The sequence below is a fragment of the Pseudomonas sp. FW305-25 genome, assembly GCF_017351415.1.
GTDB lineage: Bacteria > Pseudomonadota > Gammaproteobacteria > Pseudomonadales > Pseudomonadaceae > Aquipseudomonas > Aquipseudomonas chlororaphis.
Window position 1 is genome coordinate 1 of record NZ_JACNDE010000010.1, and the last position, 17,082, is coordinate 17,082.

Sequence of the window (17,082 nt, forward strand, 5' to 3'; positions counted from 1 at the left end):
TTGGCGGTGAAGCGCTGAATGCCGAGCCCTGCGCTCTTGCGGCTGATGCTGCGAATCGCGCTCAACAGCTGCGTCAGGTTCGCCTCGCTGGGCGTCAGGTCGGCCGCCGTGATCACGGCCAGCAGTTCCTGGGTCACCCCATTGCCCCAGTCCGCCGGAATCAGCGAACCCGGGGTGCCGGTCAGCGGGTTCTCATCGACGAACCTGCCGTTGACCAACCCGGCACTGGGCACACTCTTCGGATAATCCATCGGTCTATCCCCTAGTCATAATTGATATGCACCCGCGTATGGGCCGGCGCGCTGCGGTGGATCTGGCATTCCAGGGCCGAGCCTGGGTTCATGCCGAAACGTTCGCCCCAGTAGCTGGCGTTGAAACGGCGGCCCAGGTGCAGTCGTCCACCGGTGTTGAGCGTCCACATGAATTGCGCCTGCCAGGTGCCGAAATGCGCTTCACCAAACCGTGCGCGGCCCATGCGCGGGGCTTCGAGCTCGGTGATGGTGGCGTTCGGATAACCCTGGCTGCGGGCGATCTCGACGTAGTAGGCGAGCGCCTGGCTGCCGACAGCCAGCAGCCGTCGGCGCACGGCCAGGCGGCGGTCGTCGAACAGTGGGGTCGCACCCAGGCAGGGGTCGGGCAGGTTCATCACCCGCTCCCAATCCGGCACCAGCTCGCTGGCGCCCGCCGGGTCCATTTCGTTGAGCAGGTCGGCAGCGCGGGCGTCGAGGCGGGCCAGTTCCTGGGAGACGCCTTCGAGCACCTCCTCGAGTTCCGGCACCCGCTCCGGGTCCCAGGCCGGACCGCTGGGCAGCAGGCTGCGCAGCTGGCTCTGGTATTGCGCGGCGGTTCTTACTCCAGCCATATGCAACCTCCGAACGTCAGCAACTGGTTACTGGCGGCGGGAACATCCGCGGCCGGTACGCTGAGCCGGTGATCGTTCTCGCCGGCGGCACTGCTGATGGCCTCGCGGATATGGCTGATCAACAAGGTGTCGCCCAGGCCGGCCTCGCGGTTGTGCAGGTCGCGCAACTGGGCCTCGACCGCCGCGCGTACCGCGCTGGTGTCCGGAGACAAGCGCAGGCTGTAGGTCACGGGCGACTGCTGCGGCGCCAGCACATGCAACTCGGCCGTCACCGGACGCAAGGGTTCGATGTAGGTCTTTACCTCCGCCAGTTGCTCGGCGTTCGGGATCGGTTGCGCATCGTCGTCGCGCATCACGAACAGACCCACGGTGCCTGGCCCCAGGTAGCTGCCACGGCACCACGCCCGGGTAATCCCCGGGCACTCCAGCGCCCAGGTCTCATAGTCCTGGGCCGAGCCGCCGTGGGGGATGATGCGGTAGGAGCGGATCACCCGGGCACGCAGCGATTCCAGGCTTTCCGCGGCGACGCCGCCGCTCAGGCCGGGGGCGAGCACGGTGAAGCTGTTGCCGATGCCCTGGATCGGCTGCACCGGGATCAGGCTCAGGCCGGCCTCGGCATTGCCCAGGGTGCCGGCGTCGAGGGCCTGGACGGTGGTGCTGTTGCTGCCGGCGCTGGTGGTGCGGGCGGCGGTGACTTTGTAGGTGCGGCCGTCACTGGCCTGCAGCAAGGTATCGACGTCCAGCACCGCGCCTGCCGCCGCCGTGAAGCTCACCGAACCGCTCGCCGCCTGGGCGGCCTTGCGCGGCTGGTTGAGGCGCAGCGCGGCGATGCGTTCCAGGGTCGACTCGTCGGCCTTGTCCGGCAGGATCTGATCGGCGATCCAGTCCAGGTAGCCGTAGAGGCCATAGGCGGCGCCACCGAGGGTGCGGGCCAGCACTTGCGCATCGGACTGGCGCAGCGCATCGCTGGCCAGGTCGCTTTGGGTGCGCTTGATCAGCACCGGCAGCGAAGGGGTATCAAAGGGCATAGGTCACCTGCCAACTGTTATCGGGGTTGATGTCCAGGCGTTCACCGTTGGCCAGGACCAGCGTCGTGCGCAGGTTCAGGCGCTGGTCGTCGAGACGTTCGCTGATGATCTCGACCGCGCTGCAATGGCCATCGTCGATCAGCCATTGCAGGGCTTCGCGGGCATAGAACTCGGCGTCGAGCTGGGTCTGGCGGGTCAGCTTGACCCGCCGCAGCAGCCACAGCCGCGAGCCGATGCGGTCGTCGGCCACGGTGGGAAAGCTGTCGCCCCACCAGCCGAAGCGCTCTTCGTCGTCCAGCGGGTCGTCGTCCGCCGCGCGACGCCAGGTGAACAGGCTGATCAGCACGGCACGGGTCAGTGCGCGGTGCAGGTCTTGGCTGATAAACATCATTGGCCTCCCGCCGGCGCGCCGGTCTGCCCGCTACCCGACTGCACGCCGCCATGCAGGTGCTTGATCTGGCTGATGCCGCCAGCGACCTGGTCGCCCTGGGAGACGATCTTGCCGGTCTGGGTCAGGGTCGGGGTGTCGATATGCACCGCGCTGCTGGCGCGGATATTGAGGGTGGCGGTCTCGATGTCGATGATCCGCCCACGCTTGAAATGAATCTTGTCGCCCTCGTCGGTGTAGATCGCCACTTCGCCGGGGGCCAGGGCCTTGAGGCGAAAACGGCGGTCGGCGACCACCAGCACGATGGCATGGGAGCGATCGCCGCCGAGAAAGGTGGCGATGCCTTCGGCGCCGGCCAGCGGGTTGCTGGTGAAGCCGTAGGGTTCGAAGTGCTCCATGTCGTCGTTCACTTCGCCGGCGGTCAGGCGCATTTGCAGCGATTGCAGTTTGTTGGCCGAGTTGGCGAGCACGACGGTGCCGCGCGCCAACAGGCGTGTCAGTAGGCTCATGGTTTTTTCCTTGCCCCTTGTGCAGGAGCGAGCTTGCTCGCGATAGCGGCCTTACAGGCACACCGTGTCGCCCCCCATCGCGAGCAAGCTCGCTCCTACATTACCGGGGGGTTTTAGGCTTTCGGTGGCACCGGACTGGCGTCGAAGGTATGGGGCGGCGCCACCTGCAGGGTGGTGATCGAGCCCTGCTCGGAGAGCGAGTAGGTGACCTTGGAAATCAGCAGATCCTGGTCGAAACCCAGCACCGGGTCGATCACCCGGACCAGGGTGTTGTGGCGCCACAGCTCGCCGTTGCTCTGGCGCCAGCCCTGCACCTTGTAGGTGCTGGTCAGGGCCTTGCCGGTGCGAATGGCGCTTTCCCAGTCGGCCCGTTGCTGGGCCAGTTCCTGGGTCAGCTGGGCCGGTTCGTTGATCACCGTGACCCGCTTGCGCTTGGCCGTGCCGTCGCTGGCCACGCCCGATACTTCGCTGACCGCGGCGCCGCTTTTCTGATCGTTGCCCTTGTGCTGGCCGATCACCCGGTACTCGGAAAACACCTGGCTGAAGTCCATCGGCGCGCTGGCCGAGAGGATGTTCTTGCCCAGCTCCAGCACATCTACCGCGCGCCCGCCACTGCCCGGCCGGGCCAACAGCACCCGGCCTTCGGCATCGTCGGTGGAGAACACCCGGAACAAGGTCAGCAGGCGGTCGATGGACTGGAACACGGTTTCCCCAGGCACGATGCTATGGCTGCTCAGCCGCGTGGTTTCCGCGATCTCGCTGACCACCCCGACGCCGTAGGACGCGGCCAGGGCCTGGACGATTTTCAGCAGGCTCTGCTCGCGCCATTGGCCGGGCTGGTTGATCGCCGCGCAATCCACCAGGTCCTGGGTCAGGGAACTGCCCTCGATGCTCAAGCCGATCTGCCGACCGTCATAGCTGATCGGCGCCTTGAACACATGGCCGCTGAGCAACAGGTCGGCGCCGATGCGCACCTGGCACTTGGCGCCGGGACGGATGCGCTGGTCCAGGGTCTGCCCCGGCCATTGCCAGGTCACGTCGAGCTTGAAGGTGCGAAACTGCCGCTCCAGGTCGGCGCTGATTTCGACGCTTTTCCAGCCGCCGTAATCCTGGCCGTCCACCGTCAACAGCACCCGGTTATCGAAGTTGCCCATGGCTCACTCCCCCGCGACTTTGACGTTGGTCGGCGGCAGGAAGCCGGGATGGGCCACGCCGTTGCGCTGCTGCACTTCGGCCGCCCGGGTGGCATCGCCAAACAGCCGATAGGCGAGCACCACCGTCGGCAGGCTCTGCATCGGGTTCTTGACCACCAGCCGCACGCCGGACGAAGCCACCGCGGTGAGGTGGCCGTAGACCAGCTGGCGCAGGCCGTTGAGCACCTCGTAATGCAGGGCGTCGGCTTTTTCCGCGGCCTGCCAGATCGCCTCGTTGATCGCGTTGCGCAGCGCCAGCACCTCATCGGCCACCGGCACTTCCGCACGGGTCACCGGCTGGATCGCCTGCTTGGCCAGCGATGGCGTGCCGCTCAGCTTAACCGCCGGGGTCGCCACCGGCAGCGACGCCACGGCCTGGGCGATCCGCACCAGCACGGCGTCCTGCACCAGGTCCGCCATGGCTTGCGCCGCGGCGGTGGTGTCCTTGCCGGTGGTGAGTTTCGGCGTGTCGATCTTCTTCACCGCCTCGACCTGCTGCGAAACGTTGGCCAGCACGCCGCGGTAACCGTTGCGCGCATAGTCCTTGAGGTCCTTGATGTCCCCCAGCAAGCCCTTGAACTCGGCGCTCACTTCCTTGGGCAGGTCCTTGATCGCCCGCACCAGCAGGTTGAGATCGCGGTAGGTGTCGATCAGCGGCTTGAGCTCCTGCTCGATGGTCTGGTAGACCTCCTTGAGGCTGTTGCGCAGGTCGGCGATGCCGATGCGTGCGGCCTTGACCAGGGTCATGGCCTCCTCGAAGCGGCGTACCGCCGAGCCTATAAGGCTGTCGGCCGACACCAGCAACAGCTGGCGGGTGTTGACCGTGGCGCTGGGGAACTGCAACGGCTGGTCGGGGTAGAACTTCAGGGTGAAGGTCACCAGGCCGCCGTCCTGGCGGCTCTGGGTCATCTCGCATTCGCCGACCTTGACCTGCAGGCGCCCCAGCCACGGGTGCACCAGTTCACCGCGGCCCTCCTCCAGCGCCTTGAGCAGCTTGTCGCGCTGCTCCAGGCAATCGGCGCCGACGATGAACGCCGTCAGGTCGTGGGTCCGCGCCTGCTGCCCCAGGCTCTCGTAGAACGGCAAGTCACGCTGCGGGTACTCGTGCAATTGGCCCTTGTGGCCGACCGGGGTTTTCGCCTGGTCGACCCAGAACCCGACGCCACGAAACGACGCCGGCAACAAACGATCACGCCAGCTCATTGGAACCTCCTAGCGAAAGTGAGCGGTAGCCGACACGCGACGACAGCGCCACGCCGGGTTGGTTGATTTGCGGCGCGCTGGTACGCAGGCCCGCCGGGGCGTTTTCGAAGCTCACCGTCAGCCCGCCCTGCAATTGCGTGCGGTTGTTGGCCGCGCTCTGCTGCAACAGCGAGGTGGAGCTTTGCGGCAGGCCGGCGGAAAGCGCCGAAGAACCCGGCGCCGGCTGGCCACCACCGAAGAACGCCGGCGCCAGCGCGCCTTTGCCTTCGGCATTGGTTTGCCGCTGCGCCTCGGTCAGGTTTTCCACCTTGCCGGTGACGCGGGCGACGAAACCGGCGAAACCACCGTCGAACAGTTCCCTGATCGGTGCGATCACCGCCTGCAGCCGTTGCCACAGGCCGCTGAACCATTCGGTGATCGGCTCCCAGTTCTTGATGATCTGCCCCAGGGGCGACCACTCGAACATACCGCGCATAAACTCGATGGCCGGCGCCGCCAGGGCTTTCAACACCTCCCAGAGGGCCGCGAACACATCGCTGATGGGCTGCCAGTTGGCAATGATCTGCCCCACGGGCGACCACTCGAACAGGCTGACAAAAAAGTCCTTGATGACCTGCGCCGCGCTTTTCAGGGTTGCCCAGATGGCGTCGAAGTAGGTGCCGATCGTGCCCCAGTTATTGATCACCATCCCCAGTGGCGAGGTATCGAACAACGTGACGAAGAAGTCCTTCACCTGTTGCGCCGGACCTTGCAGGCCGGCCCAGAGCGAAGCGAAGTAAGCGCTGATCGCGCCCCAGTTGTTGATCACCAGCCCCAGTGGCGAGCTGTCGAACAGCCCGATGAAGAAGGCCTTGACCCGCTGCGCCGGACCTTGCAGGCCGGCCCAGAGCGAAGCGAAGTAAGCGCTGATCGCGCCCCAGTTATTGATCACCAGCCCCAGCGGCGAGCTGTCGAACAGCCCGATGAAGAAGGCCTTGACCCGCTGCGCCGGACCTTGCAGGCCGGCCCAGAGCGAAGCGAAGTAGGCGCTGATTGCGCCCCAGTTGTTGATCACCATCCCCAACGGCGTCCAGGCGAACAGGCCTTTGAGGAAGTCCATCGCCGGAACGGACAACGCCTTGAGCAACTCCCACAACGCGGAAAACAGGCCGCTCAGGGGCGTCCAGTTTTCAATCACCAGCCCCAGCGGCGTCCAGGAAAACACCTGTTTGAAGAAGTCGACCACGGACGCGGCCATCGTCTTGAGCTGTTCCCAGAGGCCGGCAAAAAAGCCAGTGATCGATCCCCAATTGGCGATCACCATTCCTAGCGGGGTCCAGCCGAAGACAGTCTTCAACCCCGCCATCAGTTGCACGGCGGCGTCCTTGATGCTCGCCCAGAGGGTGACAAAAAACGCCGACAGCGGTTCCCAGTTGGCCACGATCAGGCCCGCCGCCACCGCGATCCCCAGGGCGATCAGGCCGATAGGCGAGGCCAGCAGGCCGCTGCTGAACAGGGTCACGGCGGACGAGGCCAGGGTCATGGCGCCGCGGATCGCGGTGAAGGCCAAGGCGCCGGCGGCGAGGCCCTGGACCAGCTGCGGGTTGCTTTCAATGACCTTGGCCACAAAGCCCAGCAGCGGTTGCACGGCGGTCACTACCGAGTTGACCGCCGGCAGCAGCGCGCTGCCGAACTTTTGCGAGATGTCGTCGACGCTGTCGCTGAACGCCTTCAGGTTAGTGCCCGTCTCGCCCAGCACATCCTTGGGCGGTTCGATGCCCTGCGCCACCAGCTTGGCTCGCGCCGCCTGGTTCTCGAATTCGATGGCGGAATTGACCCCCGCCACGAAAGGCGCGGCCAGGCCACCGCCCTTGACCAGGCCGGAAAAATCCAGCCCGCCCAGGCCGCTGTCTTCGATGCTTTTCTTGAAGCGGCTGACTTTCGAACGCACCTCGCCCAGTTCAGCGTCCAGTTTCTGCATGCCTTGCATGACCACCAGCATGTTCACCGTGGTCTGCACATTGGTCACGCTCAGGCGCTGTTTGATGCTCGTCTGATTCAAGCTTTGATTGATGTTCGCCATCACTGCACCTGCTGCATCGCATTGATCCGTTGCGCGTGCTCCAGGGACTCCCGGAGCACATCCAGTGGCCTGGCCATCATCTGTTCGGGGTCAACCTTCCAGAACCAGGCCAGGTCATAGGCAACCGCGATCAGGTCGCTGATGGCTCCGATGCCGCACTCATGAAAAAACTCGCGACCGCCCAGCTCAGGGCGTTGAGGTCAGCCAGGTCCAGCTGGTTGACCGAGGACGGAGGAATGCCGGCACAGACCGCGATGTACTTGGCCGCGACGTCCATGTCCAGGCTGACTTCTTCGCTCTTGTCGATCTTGTACGGCAGCGCCTTGATCGCCCGCACCTCCTGCACCGTCGGGCGGCGCAGGGTCAGTTCGGTCAGCGGTTCGCCGTGGGCTTCGATGGCCACACGCAGCTTTACGCTATCGCTCATTGCCAGGTCCCCTTGATACCTTCGAACTTCAGCTCGATGCTCGCGTCGTCACCCTTGGAGACCGGTTCTTCCACCAGGTAGGCGCCGGCCAGGACGTAGACCTTGCCGTTGCTGAACTCGCAGGTGACGGTCATGTCGGAACCGGCCACCAGCTGCTTGAGCGGGAAGTCCGGGGTGTGCAGCGCCGTGACCTTGAAGGACGGGGCAATGTCGGTTTCCTTGTAGAAGCCCGGCACGATGGTTTCCCGTTTCACGGACATCAGCGGCGCTTCGCAGCCACCGTTGATGGTCAGTTGAGCGCCGTCCACTTTGACGTAGCAGGTGCCCGCAATCAGTTGACCCATGGTGTTTCTCCCAAAAAATGAGCCCGCACCAGGCGGGCTGGAAAAGCGCAGTGAAAGAGGCTCGGCTTAGGCCGCCGCGTCGTACTGCAGACGGAATTGGTTGAGCAGCGCGAACACACGCAGGCCGTTGATGTAGTCCGGCGGGAACAGCACGTTGACCCGGCTCGGGTCCTGGCTGTCGCGCTCGACGATCAGGTGCTCGGCGAACAGCTCGGCGTTCTCCACGTGGCCTTCCAGTTCGAGCTTGGCGTACTGGGCGATCAGCTCGCCGCGAATGGTGCTCGGGGTCACGATCGGCTGGCCGGCGCCGAAGCGGGTACCGTCGGCGGCCAGTTTGTGGCGCCCGTACTTGCTGGTGATCACGCTTTGCAGGCGGCGCACGATAAAGGCCGACTGGTGCATGGTTTCGCTGTCCAGGTAGGAGTTGTCGGCCTGCCCGTAGGCGTTCTTCTGGTAGGTGGTGATCGAACGCTGGATGCGCACATAGCCGCCTTCGTAGTAGGCAGTGGCGATGCCGTAGCTGAGCAGCGATTGACGCTCGGTCAGGGTGAAACGCTCGCTGGCCGGCGCCGGATCGACACCCGGCAGGCTGCCGCTCTGGGTCGGACGGCTGGCGTCGGCGGAGATGAACACCGAGGTGCGCGCGGCCAGTGCCGCGGCCTGCACCCAGAACGGCTGCGGTACGCCCGGCTCCAGGGCCTGGATGGTGATGTGCTGGTCGTTGCGTGCTTGCCCTGCCGCCACCAGGGTGCCGACGGTGCCGCGCTTGGCGCTGTAGACGTGACCGAACAGTTGCTTGGCCCAGGACCAGCGACCGGTGCTGTCATCCATGACGGCTTGCCAGGCGTTGAGGGTCGCGGTGTCGGTCCACGGCATGCAGATGAACTCGAAAGGTTCATCGCCCAGGGCCGCCAGTGCGGCAACCTGATCCGGCACGCCGGCGCCGCCGGCCATTTTGCCGACAGTCACGCTCAAGCCGGCCGGGGTTTCTTCGCCATTGCTCTTGCCCAGGCGGTTGAGCTGCAGGCTGATGTCGTTCGCGCTGTCGCCGGTCCATTTGGCGGTCAGGGTCAGGGTGCCTTCGACCGCGGCGGCGCTCACCGGCAGGTCGGCGGCGGCATTGATTTTCAGCGCCAGCGCGCTGGCGGCCTGGGCCGCGGTGGCGGCATTGACGATGGCGGCCTGAACCCGCACACCACCGACATACAGGTTGAGCACGCCGCTGGCGCTGGCGGTGCCGGTGAACTTCAGCTCGGCCTTGGCCACGCTGCCTTCGACGTTGTGCAGCGGCAGGCACCAGATTTCACCAATCGGATCGGTCTTGCGCCAGGTCTCGTACATGGAGGCGAGCATCGAGCCCTGACCGCCGATGCTCTTGGCCAGCGCGACGCTGGACACCAGCACCAGCTTGCCGGTTTCGGCCGGCGCGACGCTGTCGTTGACCTGGGCCACGATCAGTCGGCGCATCGCCGAAGACGCGCTATTGGCCGCCGAATTGTCCATCTCGGCGTAGAACAGCGGCACACGAATGTCCGCCGGAATATTGCTGAATCCGATCGCCATTATTTGGCTCCTTGTGGTTTGGCCGCCTTCACGGCCTTAAGGGTGATATCGCCATCGGCCAGACGCCGGCGCCACCAGGCGTTGTCGTCGACTTCACGGCCTTCCAGCGGCAGCAGGTCGCCGGCTTCGGGGTCCGGCACGGCGCGGCCCGCGGCCGGCAGCACAGTGATGCGTTTGCTCATTGCGTTACGTCTCCAGAGAAAGTCAGTTCCAGGCGCCCGTCGGGCCCCGGGTGTTGCAGGTTGGGGTCCGCCGGATCGATGGCATCGACCCGCACCGTGACCCCGGTAAAGGACGGCAGGCCGTCCAGTTCACGCTCGCGCCAGGTTTCCGCCGGCTGACTGGCCAGGTTGCGTCCCAGCTGGAACTCGGCGAAAAAGCGCAGCTGATAGAACAACCGCGTGGCGCTGAGCGAAACCAGCTCGCCGCCGTCGTATTCGATCGGGTTGTAGTCCGCGCCCGGCTTGAACCCCACCAGCGCCCGCCACAACTCGGCACGCAGGCTTTCGAGTTGCTCCAGGGCCTGCCGGCCGTCGCTGGCGTCCAGCACCAGGGTGATCACCAAGCGGTCGCGGATGGCCTGGCGGGTAACGTTCTGCCCGGTGCTCGGGCTGGCCAGATCGGCGATCGGCGTCACATGGGCACTGGGGGTGGGCAACGCGGTATTGCTTTGCAGCAGCGCGAGATCGACGCCGACGGCCACCTGATTGGCCAGGCCGGGGCAGTGATCGCGCAGTTGCGTGAGGATCGGAGTGATCTTCATGAAGAAGCTCCACAACGGGGTGAATGGGAAACCTTCAGGCGCGGCCACAAGCGATCGCCCAGGCAGCGGGCGCCCGGGCAACAGGATGGAGTCGTGGAAACAACGGCGCGCAAGATCAGAACGGCCGGGCAAGGCCCGGTAACTAGGGCTGTTGCTCCAGGCAGGTAGCCTCGATCAGGCAGCGATAATTTTTTTCGCGATTGCCGCTGGCAGTCACCTTGTCGATCGACCAGGTGCCCTGCATGAACCCCGGCCAGCTGTTGTCCAGCGACACCAGCCCCTCGGCCGACAGCACCGGATCACCGGGACAGTCGATCTTCAACTTGATCGCTTCGCGCTCGATGCGGCGCATGGCGCCCTGGGCTGCGCCGCGGGCCTCGCCCTCTGCCGGGTAACGCTGGCGCAGGACCTGGAAAGGAGCCTGCCCCAGGCTGACCACACGCTCCTTGCCGGCCGCCGAATCCCACCAGGTAGCCTTGCAGCCCTTGTGCTTGGCCCGGCCGTTTTCATCGATGCTGGCCGAGATGAACGCCGTATCCCCCGGGCGGTTATCCCGGGTCACGCTCAAACGCACCGGCGAAAGGATCTTTCCGGAGAGCGACTTCGCCTGCCCGCGCAGCGCCAGTACATACATCTCGTTGAACGGTTTGGTGACGGCATCGTGCGGGCGGGCAATACGCGTCAGAAAGCCCATGTCGGTCTCGTTGCACTGATCGACATGCGGGATCGGGATCGAGTCCAGTTCAGGCGCCACCCGCGGTGAAAAACCGTGGCGCGAGGTCAGCTGGCGAAACAGCGCGCCGAGGGTCGTGGGGCCATGGCTGGCGGAGCGGCGCTGCTTGAAGCCGGTCGCATCCGCCACCTTGAAGGGGGCTGCGGTAGCCACCAGGGTCAGGCGCGGCGGGAACAGGTTGGGCGTGCGGCGGGTGATGACGAACTCGCCACGATCCACCAGCCCCGACTCCAGATAGCCCACCCGCAGGCCGACCTTCCCGCCCAGCTCGGGGAGCCCTTCCAGGCCTTCGATATCGAGGGTCAGCGAGAGCTGGTCGGACTCGATGCCCGCGGCGTCGATGTGTGTCCAGCTGATCAGCCGTTCGTTGAGGCGTGCGGCATTGGCGCCGTAGAGCTCAATGCTCGGGGTGAATCCCAGGGTCATGACGCCTCCTTAGTCCCAGGCCGAAACGGGCATTGCAGCCACCGGCCGCGACTCGATCTCGGGCACTATCACCCAGACACCCGCCGGCAGCACCGGGCCCTTCTCGGCCAGCAGCGGATTGAGGCGCCAGAGCGCTTCCTCGACCGCATCGTCGCAACGTCCCACCTCGCGGTAGAGCAGCAGGTTGACCGAATCGCCGGCAATACTTCGAACCCTACGCATTGACGAACTCCTCGAGGTTGATGGTCCAGTTGATCACCAGCGCCGTGCCGTCATCGATGATGGAGGTCTGCACTTCCGTCACCAGGTTGACCCGCCAGCGCCCCCAGTTGCGGCCGATACCATCCACCAGCGGCAAGGGCACACGGGCGGCCTGCAACTCGCGTAGCTGGTCCAGGCGCGCCATGCCCGTGGCGTACATCGACTTGCCACTGATCTGCAGCGTTTCTAGCTTCTGCCCGGCCTGCTGCGATTTCGGCTTGCTGGTGATGATGTCGATACTGGCCCAGCCACCGTCCGTCTTGCGTTCAAGCCGGTCGTAGGCGAAGCCGGTGGACAAGCCGAAAATGAAATTGCCCAACGCCATCTGCTGTCGCATCACATCACTCCATCGGTCAGGGCCGCGCCGCGCCGTACCGCGAGCGGGTTGCTCATCATCAGAGGCATGACCTGCATCTGCATTTGCTGGATCACCATGTCCACCAGTTGCCTGGAGGTGGCCTGATCCTGGCCATAGATATTGACGACCGGGGCGAAAGTGACCTGCTGGCTGGAAGCCGAGCTGGCTGCGAGGTTCTTGCTCACTTCATCCGGAGACTTCAGGCGATTCCCCGCCTCGCCGCCGAGCCGGCCGAGCGCCTCGCCGCCCAGCCATCCGCCAATGGCGCCGCCGACCAACCCGCCGACAGCCGTGCCGAGGATCGGCACGACGCTGCCCAGGGCCGCGCCCAGCGCGGCGCCGGATGCACCTCCGGCCCAGGAGCCACCCAAGGTGCCCAAGCCGGAACCAATGGCCCCGGGGTCGCGGTTACGCACACCCCTGAACACATTCAGGCCGGCCCTGAGCAGGTTGAGCGGCCGACTGGCCACCCGGCCGGACACGGAACGCACGACGGCGAAACTGCCTCTCAACCCACGGCCAATGCGCGACATCAGCCCGGCACGTGGCGCGGTTGCAGAGGTGTTTTTGGGGGCGGGTTTTGCCGCATAGGCTTGTTTCTTTTGCTGCTCTTTCTTTGCTTGCCTCTCCTGTCGCCTTCGCTCTTGTCTGTTCTGGCCGCGGGTTCCACCGCCGCCTGGAGGGCCACCACAGCAGGCCCCGCCCTCGCCGAACAGCTTGCCAATACTCGATGGCAGGCTCGGAGCCGCCAGGCTCAACAGCTTTTTCGCCACCTGGGTAAAGACTTCGTCCAGCACCGACTTGAGCAGGCGGCCCACCACCGGTGCGATGGCAGCACCCGCCAAGGCCAGGCCGGCAGCAATCTTCGGAAACTCCGTAGCCAGGCTGCTCAAACCATCGACCACCCCACCGATAGGCACCATCGCCCCTTCCGCCACCGGCGCGAGGGCGGAACCGAACGCGGTGTTCATCCGGTTCAAGCGGGCGTCGAAGGTATTCGCCTGGGCCGATGCGGACTGGCGTACCGAGCCCTTGTCGCCCAGCTCCGAGGTGGCGTACTGCTGCTTGTCGGCGACCTGCGCCAAGGCCTTTTGAACTTCAGGCAGTTGTTGCGCCAGGCGCAACGCTGCTTCATCCGCGCTGCCGAACAGCGCGCCGGCCAGCGTGGAGCGCTCCTGGCTCGACAAACCGGGCGCTTGCAGCGCCTTGAGCAGGTCGGTCAGGGCGCCAGCCCCCTCCAGCTTCAACGGGTCGATATTCAACCGTTGCAAGGCCGCTTGCTGCGCCTGGGACTTCGGTTCGCCCTTGCCCAGCACGGCAGTGATGCCTTTCAGTGCGGCTCCCGCATCGGCCTTTTGTGTGCCGGTGTTGAGCAAGGCCGCCGTCAGTGCCGCCGCCTGCTCCGGGGCCAGCCCCACCGCCGTGGCGGCAGCGCCATGCCGTTGCAGGATCACCCCGATATCGGCCGCCTCGGCGTCTCCCGGACGCTTGCCGAGGTGGTTGGTCGCATCCGCCAGATCGAGGGCCTGGTTGCGGTCTAGCTTCATCGAGGTGCGCCAACCGGCCAGCATGTCCCCGGCATCCTTGCCCGGCATCTTGAACGCGGTTGCCATGAGCGCGGCATCACCGCCGAATGCCGTCAGGGTCTGCCGTCGGGACGCGCCTTTATCGTTCTCGATCCCTGCCTTGGCCGCGGCGTATTCAAGCTTCGCCAGATCAACCGCCGTGGTTCCACCCGCGGCGATGCCTGGATAACTGGCCATGCGGAAGTTGTCTTGCGCAAGTTCCTCACGCTCATTGCCAGGGAGAGAAACCACTCTCCCCAGATCGGCCAGCGCCGCATCCATCGCCATCGCCGACTTGAACAGGTCAGGCGCTTGAAGCCCACCAGCGGCCTTGTCGGGGGCTTTAGCCTCGGCCTTGGCGCTGCCGGCGAATGCCAGCGGCAACGAACGTTGCGACGACAGCGTCAACTTCAACGAGTCGATGGCCGTGATCAGCAAGCGAATGTCCACGCTGGCGGCATTCAGGGCCAGGACGAAGCTGCTGGATGACAGGCCGGCATCCGCCGGGCTCGCCCCGGGGGCGCCTGGCTGCATGACGCCTACGGGCGCCAGCCCGTGCTGTTGCACGGTGGCGTTCTTGAGCGAAAACTGATTGTTCGCCATTTCGCTCTACTCCTCTTTCACGCCAAGGCGAGTAATCGCGATGTCGTAGCGGCGCAAGGCCTTGCCAGCGTCCCACTCCAGGATTTCCGCCTCACTTACCGAGTAAATGAGCGGCACCACATCGAGAATCACTTCGATGTCGCGTTCCGAAAGAAGGCCGCCGGTTTGTTTAAAAAATCGTCGATGCGCTCTTGCAGCTGCGTCCAGTCAGGCACGCTGAGCAGCGCCAGGTCGGGCAGCATCAGGCCGGTACAATGCGCGGTGATGAACTCGGCGCGCTCCTTGGTGGTCTTGAGTCTCTTCATCACCTTGGTCGCTCGCAACGCGGGCATTTCCAGGGTCAGGGACGTCAGACGCTGGCCCGCCACATCGAGCGGCAACAGCAGGTTCACCTGGTCCAGGTCGCCCTGCGCCGAGGTATCGCCAGGGGTGTCGCTGGCCGTTTCAGGCTCGGCGCCCTGCTGGAGGAAGTACGCAGCCGGGCGTGTCGACATGTCATGGACGTACTGCGCGATGCTCACGTAGTCCGGCCGCTTGAGCTGGTCGAGCTCATTGGCCGACAACCCGGTGGCCAGCTTCGCCAGCTCGAAGAACTGATCGTCCTCATCGTCGCCGGCGCGGGCCAGCGCTTCTTTCTGCGCGGCGTAGAACAATGGCTTGAGCTGAATCTGCGCGATCTGCGACTCGTCGTCAGCGGTAATCGGGCACAGCAGAACATGGATCGGAGGCGTCCAGGACATGAATGAATTCCTTGATAAAGGGGGTAGCAGAGAGTTGCTCGCGATTGGGGATTGAGCGACGACTGTGATGTGGTTGTTGCATTGCCATCGCGAGCAAGCTCGCTCCTACAAGAGTGTTGCAGGGGGTATTGCAAAGGGTGTTGCGAGGGTTACGGCATCAGCACCGCGCGACGGGCGTCGCCGAGGATGTCGACGCCGCTGAGCACGAACTTCTGGGTCCGCACGTCGATGTCGATCACCGGTACGCCGTTCTCGATGCGGTTGTAAGTACGGCAGGCGAGTTCCAGGGTGGTGGTGGGTTTTTCATTCATCTTCATGGCCGTTTCGGCCAGGGATTTCAGCTTGCCACCCACGGTGTGGTAGGTGAACCAGGTCTTGCCATCCTGGTCCTGGCCCGCCTCGCGGACATTGAGCAGGATGTCGTCGCCCAGCTTCACGCCCAGCGCCAGCATGATTTCCGGCCCCAGGCCCTGCAGCTTGAGGGTGGCGGTGAGTGCCTTGCCGCTCTTGGCCATTTCTTCGGCGATAAAGCGCCCACCGGTCATCGCTTCCATTTCGAATTCGATCTTCGGCGGGGTGAACTCTTCCACGGTCGCCGACAACGGCAGGCCTTGCAGGGTGGCCGCGATGGCCTGTCTTACGCGGTTGGTAAACATTAGAGAACATCCTCCAGGAACTGCTCGATGATTTCATCGCGGGCGTTGAGCTGATACACCATGTGCTCGTTCGGCGCGTAGCGGCCGTAGTCGATGACCACGTACCAGGTACCGTTCTTGTACTTCTCGACGCTGTTCAACTCGGGGTGCAGGTACACGCTGCCGCCCGGGATGGTTTCGTCGGCGACCAGGGTCTGCAGCCAGTCGTTGATGCGCTTGACCTCCTGGTCCATGAAGGACTTGGTCAGGTTCTTGGCCATGGCTTTCTGCCCGGCCTTGACCAGCTTGCGGCTGATCGCATCTTCCAGGCCGACATAGCTGATGAACTTGCCGGTGATGGAGCGGTTACCCAGCAGCGAGAAGCCGCCGAGCACGGTGCGGGCGTAGTAGCTGACGCCGTAGCGGTTGAGCAGGTCGCCCTCGGTCGAGGTGTCGAGGATGTTGTATTCCACGGTCCGCGAGACGTCTTCGGCGAAGGTCACCTGGTTGCCCGGGCTCTCCCACTGCTTGACATTGGCCAGCGCGGCGATGGCCAGGCTCGACGGCGCCAGGAACACGTTCTTCTTCGCCGCCTTGGAGTACACGGCCGGCATGTTGTGCACCACCAGGCAACGGTCGAAACCCAGGTCCGCGCCGCCCAGTTCCTTGCTGTAAGTCACCTGGTCGGCGACCGAGGCGTCCTTGCCGTCGAGTACCACACGGGCCTTGATGCGCTTGCCGAAGGCAGCGAACTCACCGGCCACCGCCTTGGTACCGGTGAAACCCGGCGCGCCGATGATGGTCAGGTCTTCCGGGACACTGCCCAGGGCAGCCAGGCCGAGCTTGCGGCCGGTGGTGGCATCGACGCCGCCGATCACGTTGTTGACGGTGTCGGCCGGGGTCGCGCCCTCTTCGACGATCACCACATAGACCGGGACCTTGACCACTTTGAGGATTTGGTACACCGCCTGGAACAGAGTGCCCGACTCAGCGCCGGTCGGATCCAGCAGGGCCTGGGTGGTGAAGCTGTTGATGCGGAACGGCGCATTGCGTGGAATCAGCGGGTCGGCCTTCGGCGCGGTGCCGACCAGACCGATGACGTTGTCACCCAGGCCACCCATGGCCTCGGGGGATTCGGTGGCATTGACGGTAATGCCGTTGTGCTCGAAGTTCAGAACCTCAGCCATGGTTATTCAGCCTTCTTGGCAGCGGCCTTTTTGGCCGCGGTGGATGGGGTGGCCGGTTCGGCCGGTTGGCGCGCCGCAAGGACGCTGGTCAGTTCCAGGCGGCCGGCGGCACGCAAGGCGCTGGCCTCGACGTCGAGCAGGTCGAGCTGTTGGTCGACCTTCGACCAGTGGCCGCCGCCGGTGGGGAACGGCACCAGGACGGTGTATTGCTGGCGGATGGACATGTATGAAT

At 65.0% G+C, this 17,082-nt stretch carries 20 protein-coding genes and 1 pseudogene; all 21 read right to left on the reverse strand.

From position 1 onward, the window contains the following. Window positions 1-251: pseudogene (locus J4E58_RS11875) on the reverse strand (hypothetical protein); the annotation flags it as partial. 11 nt (window positions 252-262) lie between these two features. After that, window positions 263-862, reverse strand: coding sequence for a YmfQ family protein (locus J4E58_RS11880; RefSeq protein WP_087091409.1), 600 nt, complete (start codon window positions 860-862; stop codon window positions 263-265). Beyond that, window positions 850-1,890: a baseplate J/gp47 family protein gene (locus J4E58_RS11885; RefSeq protein WP_087091408.1), complete on the reverse strand. Its 1,041-nt coding sequence runs from the start codon at window positions 1,888-1,890 to the stop codon at window positions 850-852. Before J4E58_RS11885 ends, J4E58_RS11880 begins: the two co-directional genes overlap by 13 nt. Further along, window positions 1,880-2,278 (reverse strand): phage GP46 family protein, encoded by a 399-nt coding sequence (locus J4E58_RS11890; protein WP_009047315.1) that lies wholly within the window; start codon window positions 2,276-2,278, stop codon window positions 1,880-1,882. The genes J4E58_RS11885 and J4E58_RS11890 overlap by 11 nt, the downstream gene beginning before the upstream one ends. Further along, the gene (locus tag J4E58_RS11895; protein ID WP_087091407.1) at window positions 2,278-2,787 is read right to left on the reverse strand and encodes a phage baseplate assembly protein V; all 510 of its coding nucleotides are present in this window, start codon (window positions 2,785-2,787) and stop codon (window positions 2,278-2,280) included. Before J4E58_RS11895 ends, J4E58_RS11890 begins: the two co-directional genes overlap by 1 nt. Before the next feature lie 113 nt (window positions 2,788-2,900). Further along, the gene (locus tag J4E58_RS11900) at window positions 2,901-3,941 is read right to left on the reverse strand and encodes a phage baseplate assembly protein (RefSeq protein ID WP_087091406.1); all 1,041 of its coding nucleotides are present in this window, start codon (window positions 3,939-3,941) and stop codon (window positions 2,901-2,903) included. Window positions 3,942-3,944: 3 nt separating this feature from the next. Further along, window positions 3,945-5,183, reverse strand: a complete 1,239-nt coding sequence (locus tag J4E58_RS11905) for a DNA circularization protein (protein ID WP_087091405.1) — start codon at window positions 5,181-5,183, stop codon at window positions 3,945-3,947. Further along, window positions 5,170-7,245, reverse strand: a complete 2,076-nt coding sequence (locus tag J4E58_RS11910) for a phage tail protein (RefSeq protein WP_087091404.1) — start codon at window positions 7,243-7,245, stop codon at window positions 5,170-5,172. The genes J4E58_RS11905 and J4E58_RS11910 overlap by 14 nt, the downstream gene beginning before the upstream one ends. 130 nt (window positions 7,246-7,375) lie before the next feature. After that, a complete protein-coding gene (locus tag J4E58_RS11915) occupies window positions 7,376-7,672 on the reverse strand; it encodes a phage tail assembly protein (RefSeq protein WP_007923972.1) in 297 nt (98 codons plus the stop codon). Then, the gene (locus J4E58_RS11920) at window positions 7,669-8,016 is read right to left on the reverse strand and encodes a phage tail tube protein (RefSeq protein ID WP_007923973.1); all 348 of its coding nucleotides are present in this window, start codon (window positions 8,014-8,016) and stop codon (window positions 7,669-7,671) included. The genes J4E58_RS11915 and J4E58_RS11920 overlap by 4 nt, the downstream gene beginning before the upstream one ends. Window positions 8,017-8,082: 66 nt before the next feature. Continuing rightward, window positions 8,083-9,579: a phage tail sheath subtilisin-like domain-containing protein gene (locus J4E58_RS11925; protein WP_087091403.1), complete on the reverse strand. Its 1,497-nt coding sequence runs from the start codon at window positions 9,577-9,579 to the stop codon at window positions 8,083-8,085. Next, window positions 9,579-9,761 carry a DUF2635 domain-containing protein gene (locus tag J4E58_RS11930; protein WP_087091402.1) on the reverse strand — a complete coding sequence of 61 codons (183 nt, stop codon included), beginning with the start codon at window positions 9,759-9,761 and terminating at the stop codon, window positions 9,579-9,581. The genes J4E58_RS11925 and J4E58_RS11930 overlap by 1 nt, the downstream gene beginning before the upstream one ends. Further along, window positions 9,758-10,342, reverse strand: a complete 585-nt coding sequence (locus J4E58_RS11935; RefSeq protein ID WP_062823513.1) for a hypothetical protein — start codon at window positions 10,340-10,342, stop codon at window positions 9,758-9,760. The genes J4E58_RS11930 and J4E58_RS11935 overlap by 4 nt, the downstream gene beginning before the upstream one ends. 142 nt (window positions 10,343-10,484) lie before the next feature. Further along, window positions 10,485-11,501 (reverse strand): phage tail protein, encoded by a 1,017-nt coding sequence (locus J4E58_RS11940; RefSeq protein ID WP_087091401.1) that lies wholly within the window; start codon window positions 11,499-11,501, stop codon window positions 10,485-10,487. Window positions 11,502-11,510: 9 nt separating this feature from the next. Further along, on the reverse strand, window positions 11,511-11,723 hold the full coding sequence (locus J4E58_RS11945; protein ID WP_085529970.1) for a tail protein X: 213 nt from the start codon (window positions 11,721-11,723) through the stop codon (window positions 11,511-11,513). Continuing rightward, window positions 11,716-12,099: a phage tail protein gene (locus J4E58_RS11950; protein WP_016702001.1), complete on the reverse strand. Its 384-nt coding sequence runs from the start codon at window positions 12,097-12,099 to the stop codon at window positions 11,716-11,718. Before J4E58_RS11950 ends, J4E58_RS11945 begins: the two co-directional genes overlap by 8 nt. Continuing rightward, complete coding sequence (locus J4E58_RS11955) at window positions 12,099-14,288, reverse strand: phage tail tape measure protein (protein ID WP_087091400.1); 2,190 nt, start codon at window positions 14,286-14,288, stop codon at window positions 12,099-12,101. The genes J4E58_RS11950 and J4E58_RS11955 overlap by 1 nt, the downstream gene beginning before the upstream one ends. A 128-nt stretch (window positions 14,289-14,416) precedes the next feature. Further along, window positions 14,417-15,028: a phage tail assembly protein gene (locus tag J4E58_RS11960; RefSeq protein WP_087091399.1), complete on the reverse strand. Its 612-nt coding sequence runs from the start codon at window positions 15,026-15,028 to the stop codon at window positions 14,417-14,419. Window positions 15,029-15,177: 149 nt separating this feature from the next. Then, a complete protein-coding gene (locus J4E58_RS11965; RefSeq protein WP_009042415.1) occupies window positions 15,178-15,684 on the reverse strand; it encodes a phage major tail tube protein in 507 nt (168 codons plus the stop codon). Further along, window positions 15,684-16,850, reverse strand: coding sequence for a phage tail protein (locus J4E58_RS11970; protein WP_087091398.1), 1,167 nt, complete (start codon window positions 16,848-16,850; stop codon window positions 15,684-15,686). The genes J4E58_RS11965 and J4E58_RS11970 overlap by 1 nt, the downstream gene beginning before the upstream one ends. A 2-nt stretch (window positions 16,851-16,852) precedes the next feature. Continuing rightward, entirely contained in the window at window positions 16,853-17,074 is a 222-nt protein-coding gene (locus tag J4E58_RS11975) for a hypothetical protein (protein ID WP_087091397.1), read from the reverse strand. Between the last annotated feature and the right edge of the window lie 8 nt (window positions 17,075-17,082).

Bases quoted from the DNA above. Each gene is read 5' to 3' on its own strand.
- J4E58_RS11880 (WP_087091409.1), bottom strand. From the start codon at position 862: ATGGCTGGAGTAAGAACCGCCGCGCAATACCAGAGCCAGCTGCGCAGC.
- J4E58_RS11885 (WP_087091408.1), bottom strand. From the start codon at position 1,890: ATGCCCTTTGATACCCCTTCGCTGCCGGTGCTGATCAAGCGCACCCAA.
- J4E58_RS11890 (WP_009047315.1), bottom strand. From the start codon at position 2,278: ATGTTTATCAGCCAAGACCTGCACCGCGCACTGACCCGTGCCGTGCTG.
- J4E58_RS11895 (WP_087091407.1), bottom strand. From the start codon at position 2,787: ATGAGCCTACTGACACGCCTGTTGGCGCGCGGCACCGTCGTGCTCGCC.
- J4E58_RS11900 (WP_087091406.1), bottom strand. From the start codon at position 3,941: ATGGGCAACTTCGATAACCGGGTGCTGTTGACGGTGGACGGCCAGGAT.
- J4E58_RS11905 (WP_087091405.1), bottom strand. From the start codon at position 5,183: ATGAGCTGGCGTGATCGTTTGTTGCCGGCGTCGTTTCGTGGCGTCGGG.
- J4E58_RS11910 (WP_087091404.1), bottom strand. From the start codon at position 7,245: ATGGCGAACATCAATCAAAGCTTGAATCAGACGAGCATCAAACAGCGC.
- J4E58_RS11915 (WP_007923972.1), bottom strand. From the start codon at position 7,672: ATGAGCGATAGCGTAAAGCTGCGTGTGGCCATCGAAGCCCACGGCGAA.
- J4E58_RS11920 (WP_007923973.1), bottom strand. From the start codon at position 8,016: ATGGGTCAACTGATTGCGGGCACCTGCTACGTCAAAGTGGACGGCGCT.
- J4E58_RS11925 (WP_087091403.1), bottom strand. From the start codon at position 9,579: ATGGCGATCGGATTCAGCAATATTCCGGCGGACATTCGTGTGCCGCTG.
- J4E58_RS11930 (WP_087091402.1), bottom strand. From the start codon at position 9,761: ATGAGCAAACGCATCACTGTGCTGCCGGCCGCGGGCCGCGCCGTGCCG.
- J4E58_RS11935 (WP_062823513.1), bottom strand. From the start codon at position 10,342: ATGAAGATCACTCCGATCCTCACGCAACTGCGCGATCACTGCCCCGGC.
- J4E58_RS11940 (WP_087091401.1), bottom strand. From the start codon at position 11,501: ATGACCCTGGGATTCACCCCGAGCATTGAGCTCTACGGCGCCAATGCC.
- J4E58_RS11945 (WP_085529970.1), bottom strand. From the start codon at position 11,723: ATGCGTAGGGTTCGAAGTATTGCCGGCGATTCGGTCAACCTGCTGCTC.
- J4E58_RS11950 (WP_016702001.1), bottom strand. From the start codon at position 12,099: ATGCGACAGCAGATGGCGTTGGGCAATTTCATTTTCGGCTTGTCCACC.
- J4E58_RS11955 (WP_087091400.1), bottom strand. From the start codon at position 14,288: ATGGCGAACAATCAGTTTTCGCTCAAGAACGCCACCGTGCAACAGCAC.
- J4E58_RS11960 (WP_087091399.1), bottom strand. From the start codon at position 15,028: ATGTCCTGGACGCCTCCGATCCATGTTCTGCTGTGCCCGATTACCGCT.
- J4E58_RS11965 (WP_009042415.1), bottom strand. From the start codon at position 15,684: ATGTTTACCAACCGCGTAAGACAGGCCATCGCGGCCACCCTGCAAGGC.
- J4E58_RS11970 (WP_087091398.1), bottom strand. From the start codon at position 16,850: ATGGCTGAGGTTCTGAACTTCGAGCACAACGGCATTACCGTCAATGCC.
- J4E58_RS11975 (WP_087091397.1), bottom strand. From the start codon at position 17,074: ATGTCCATCCGCCAGCAATACACCGTCCTGGTGCCGTTCCCCACCGGC.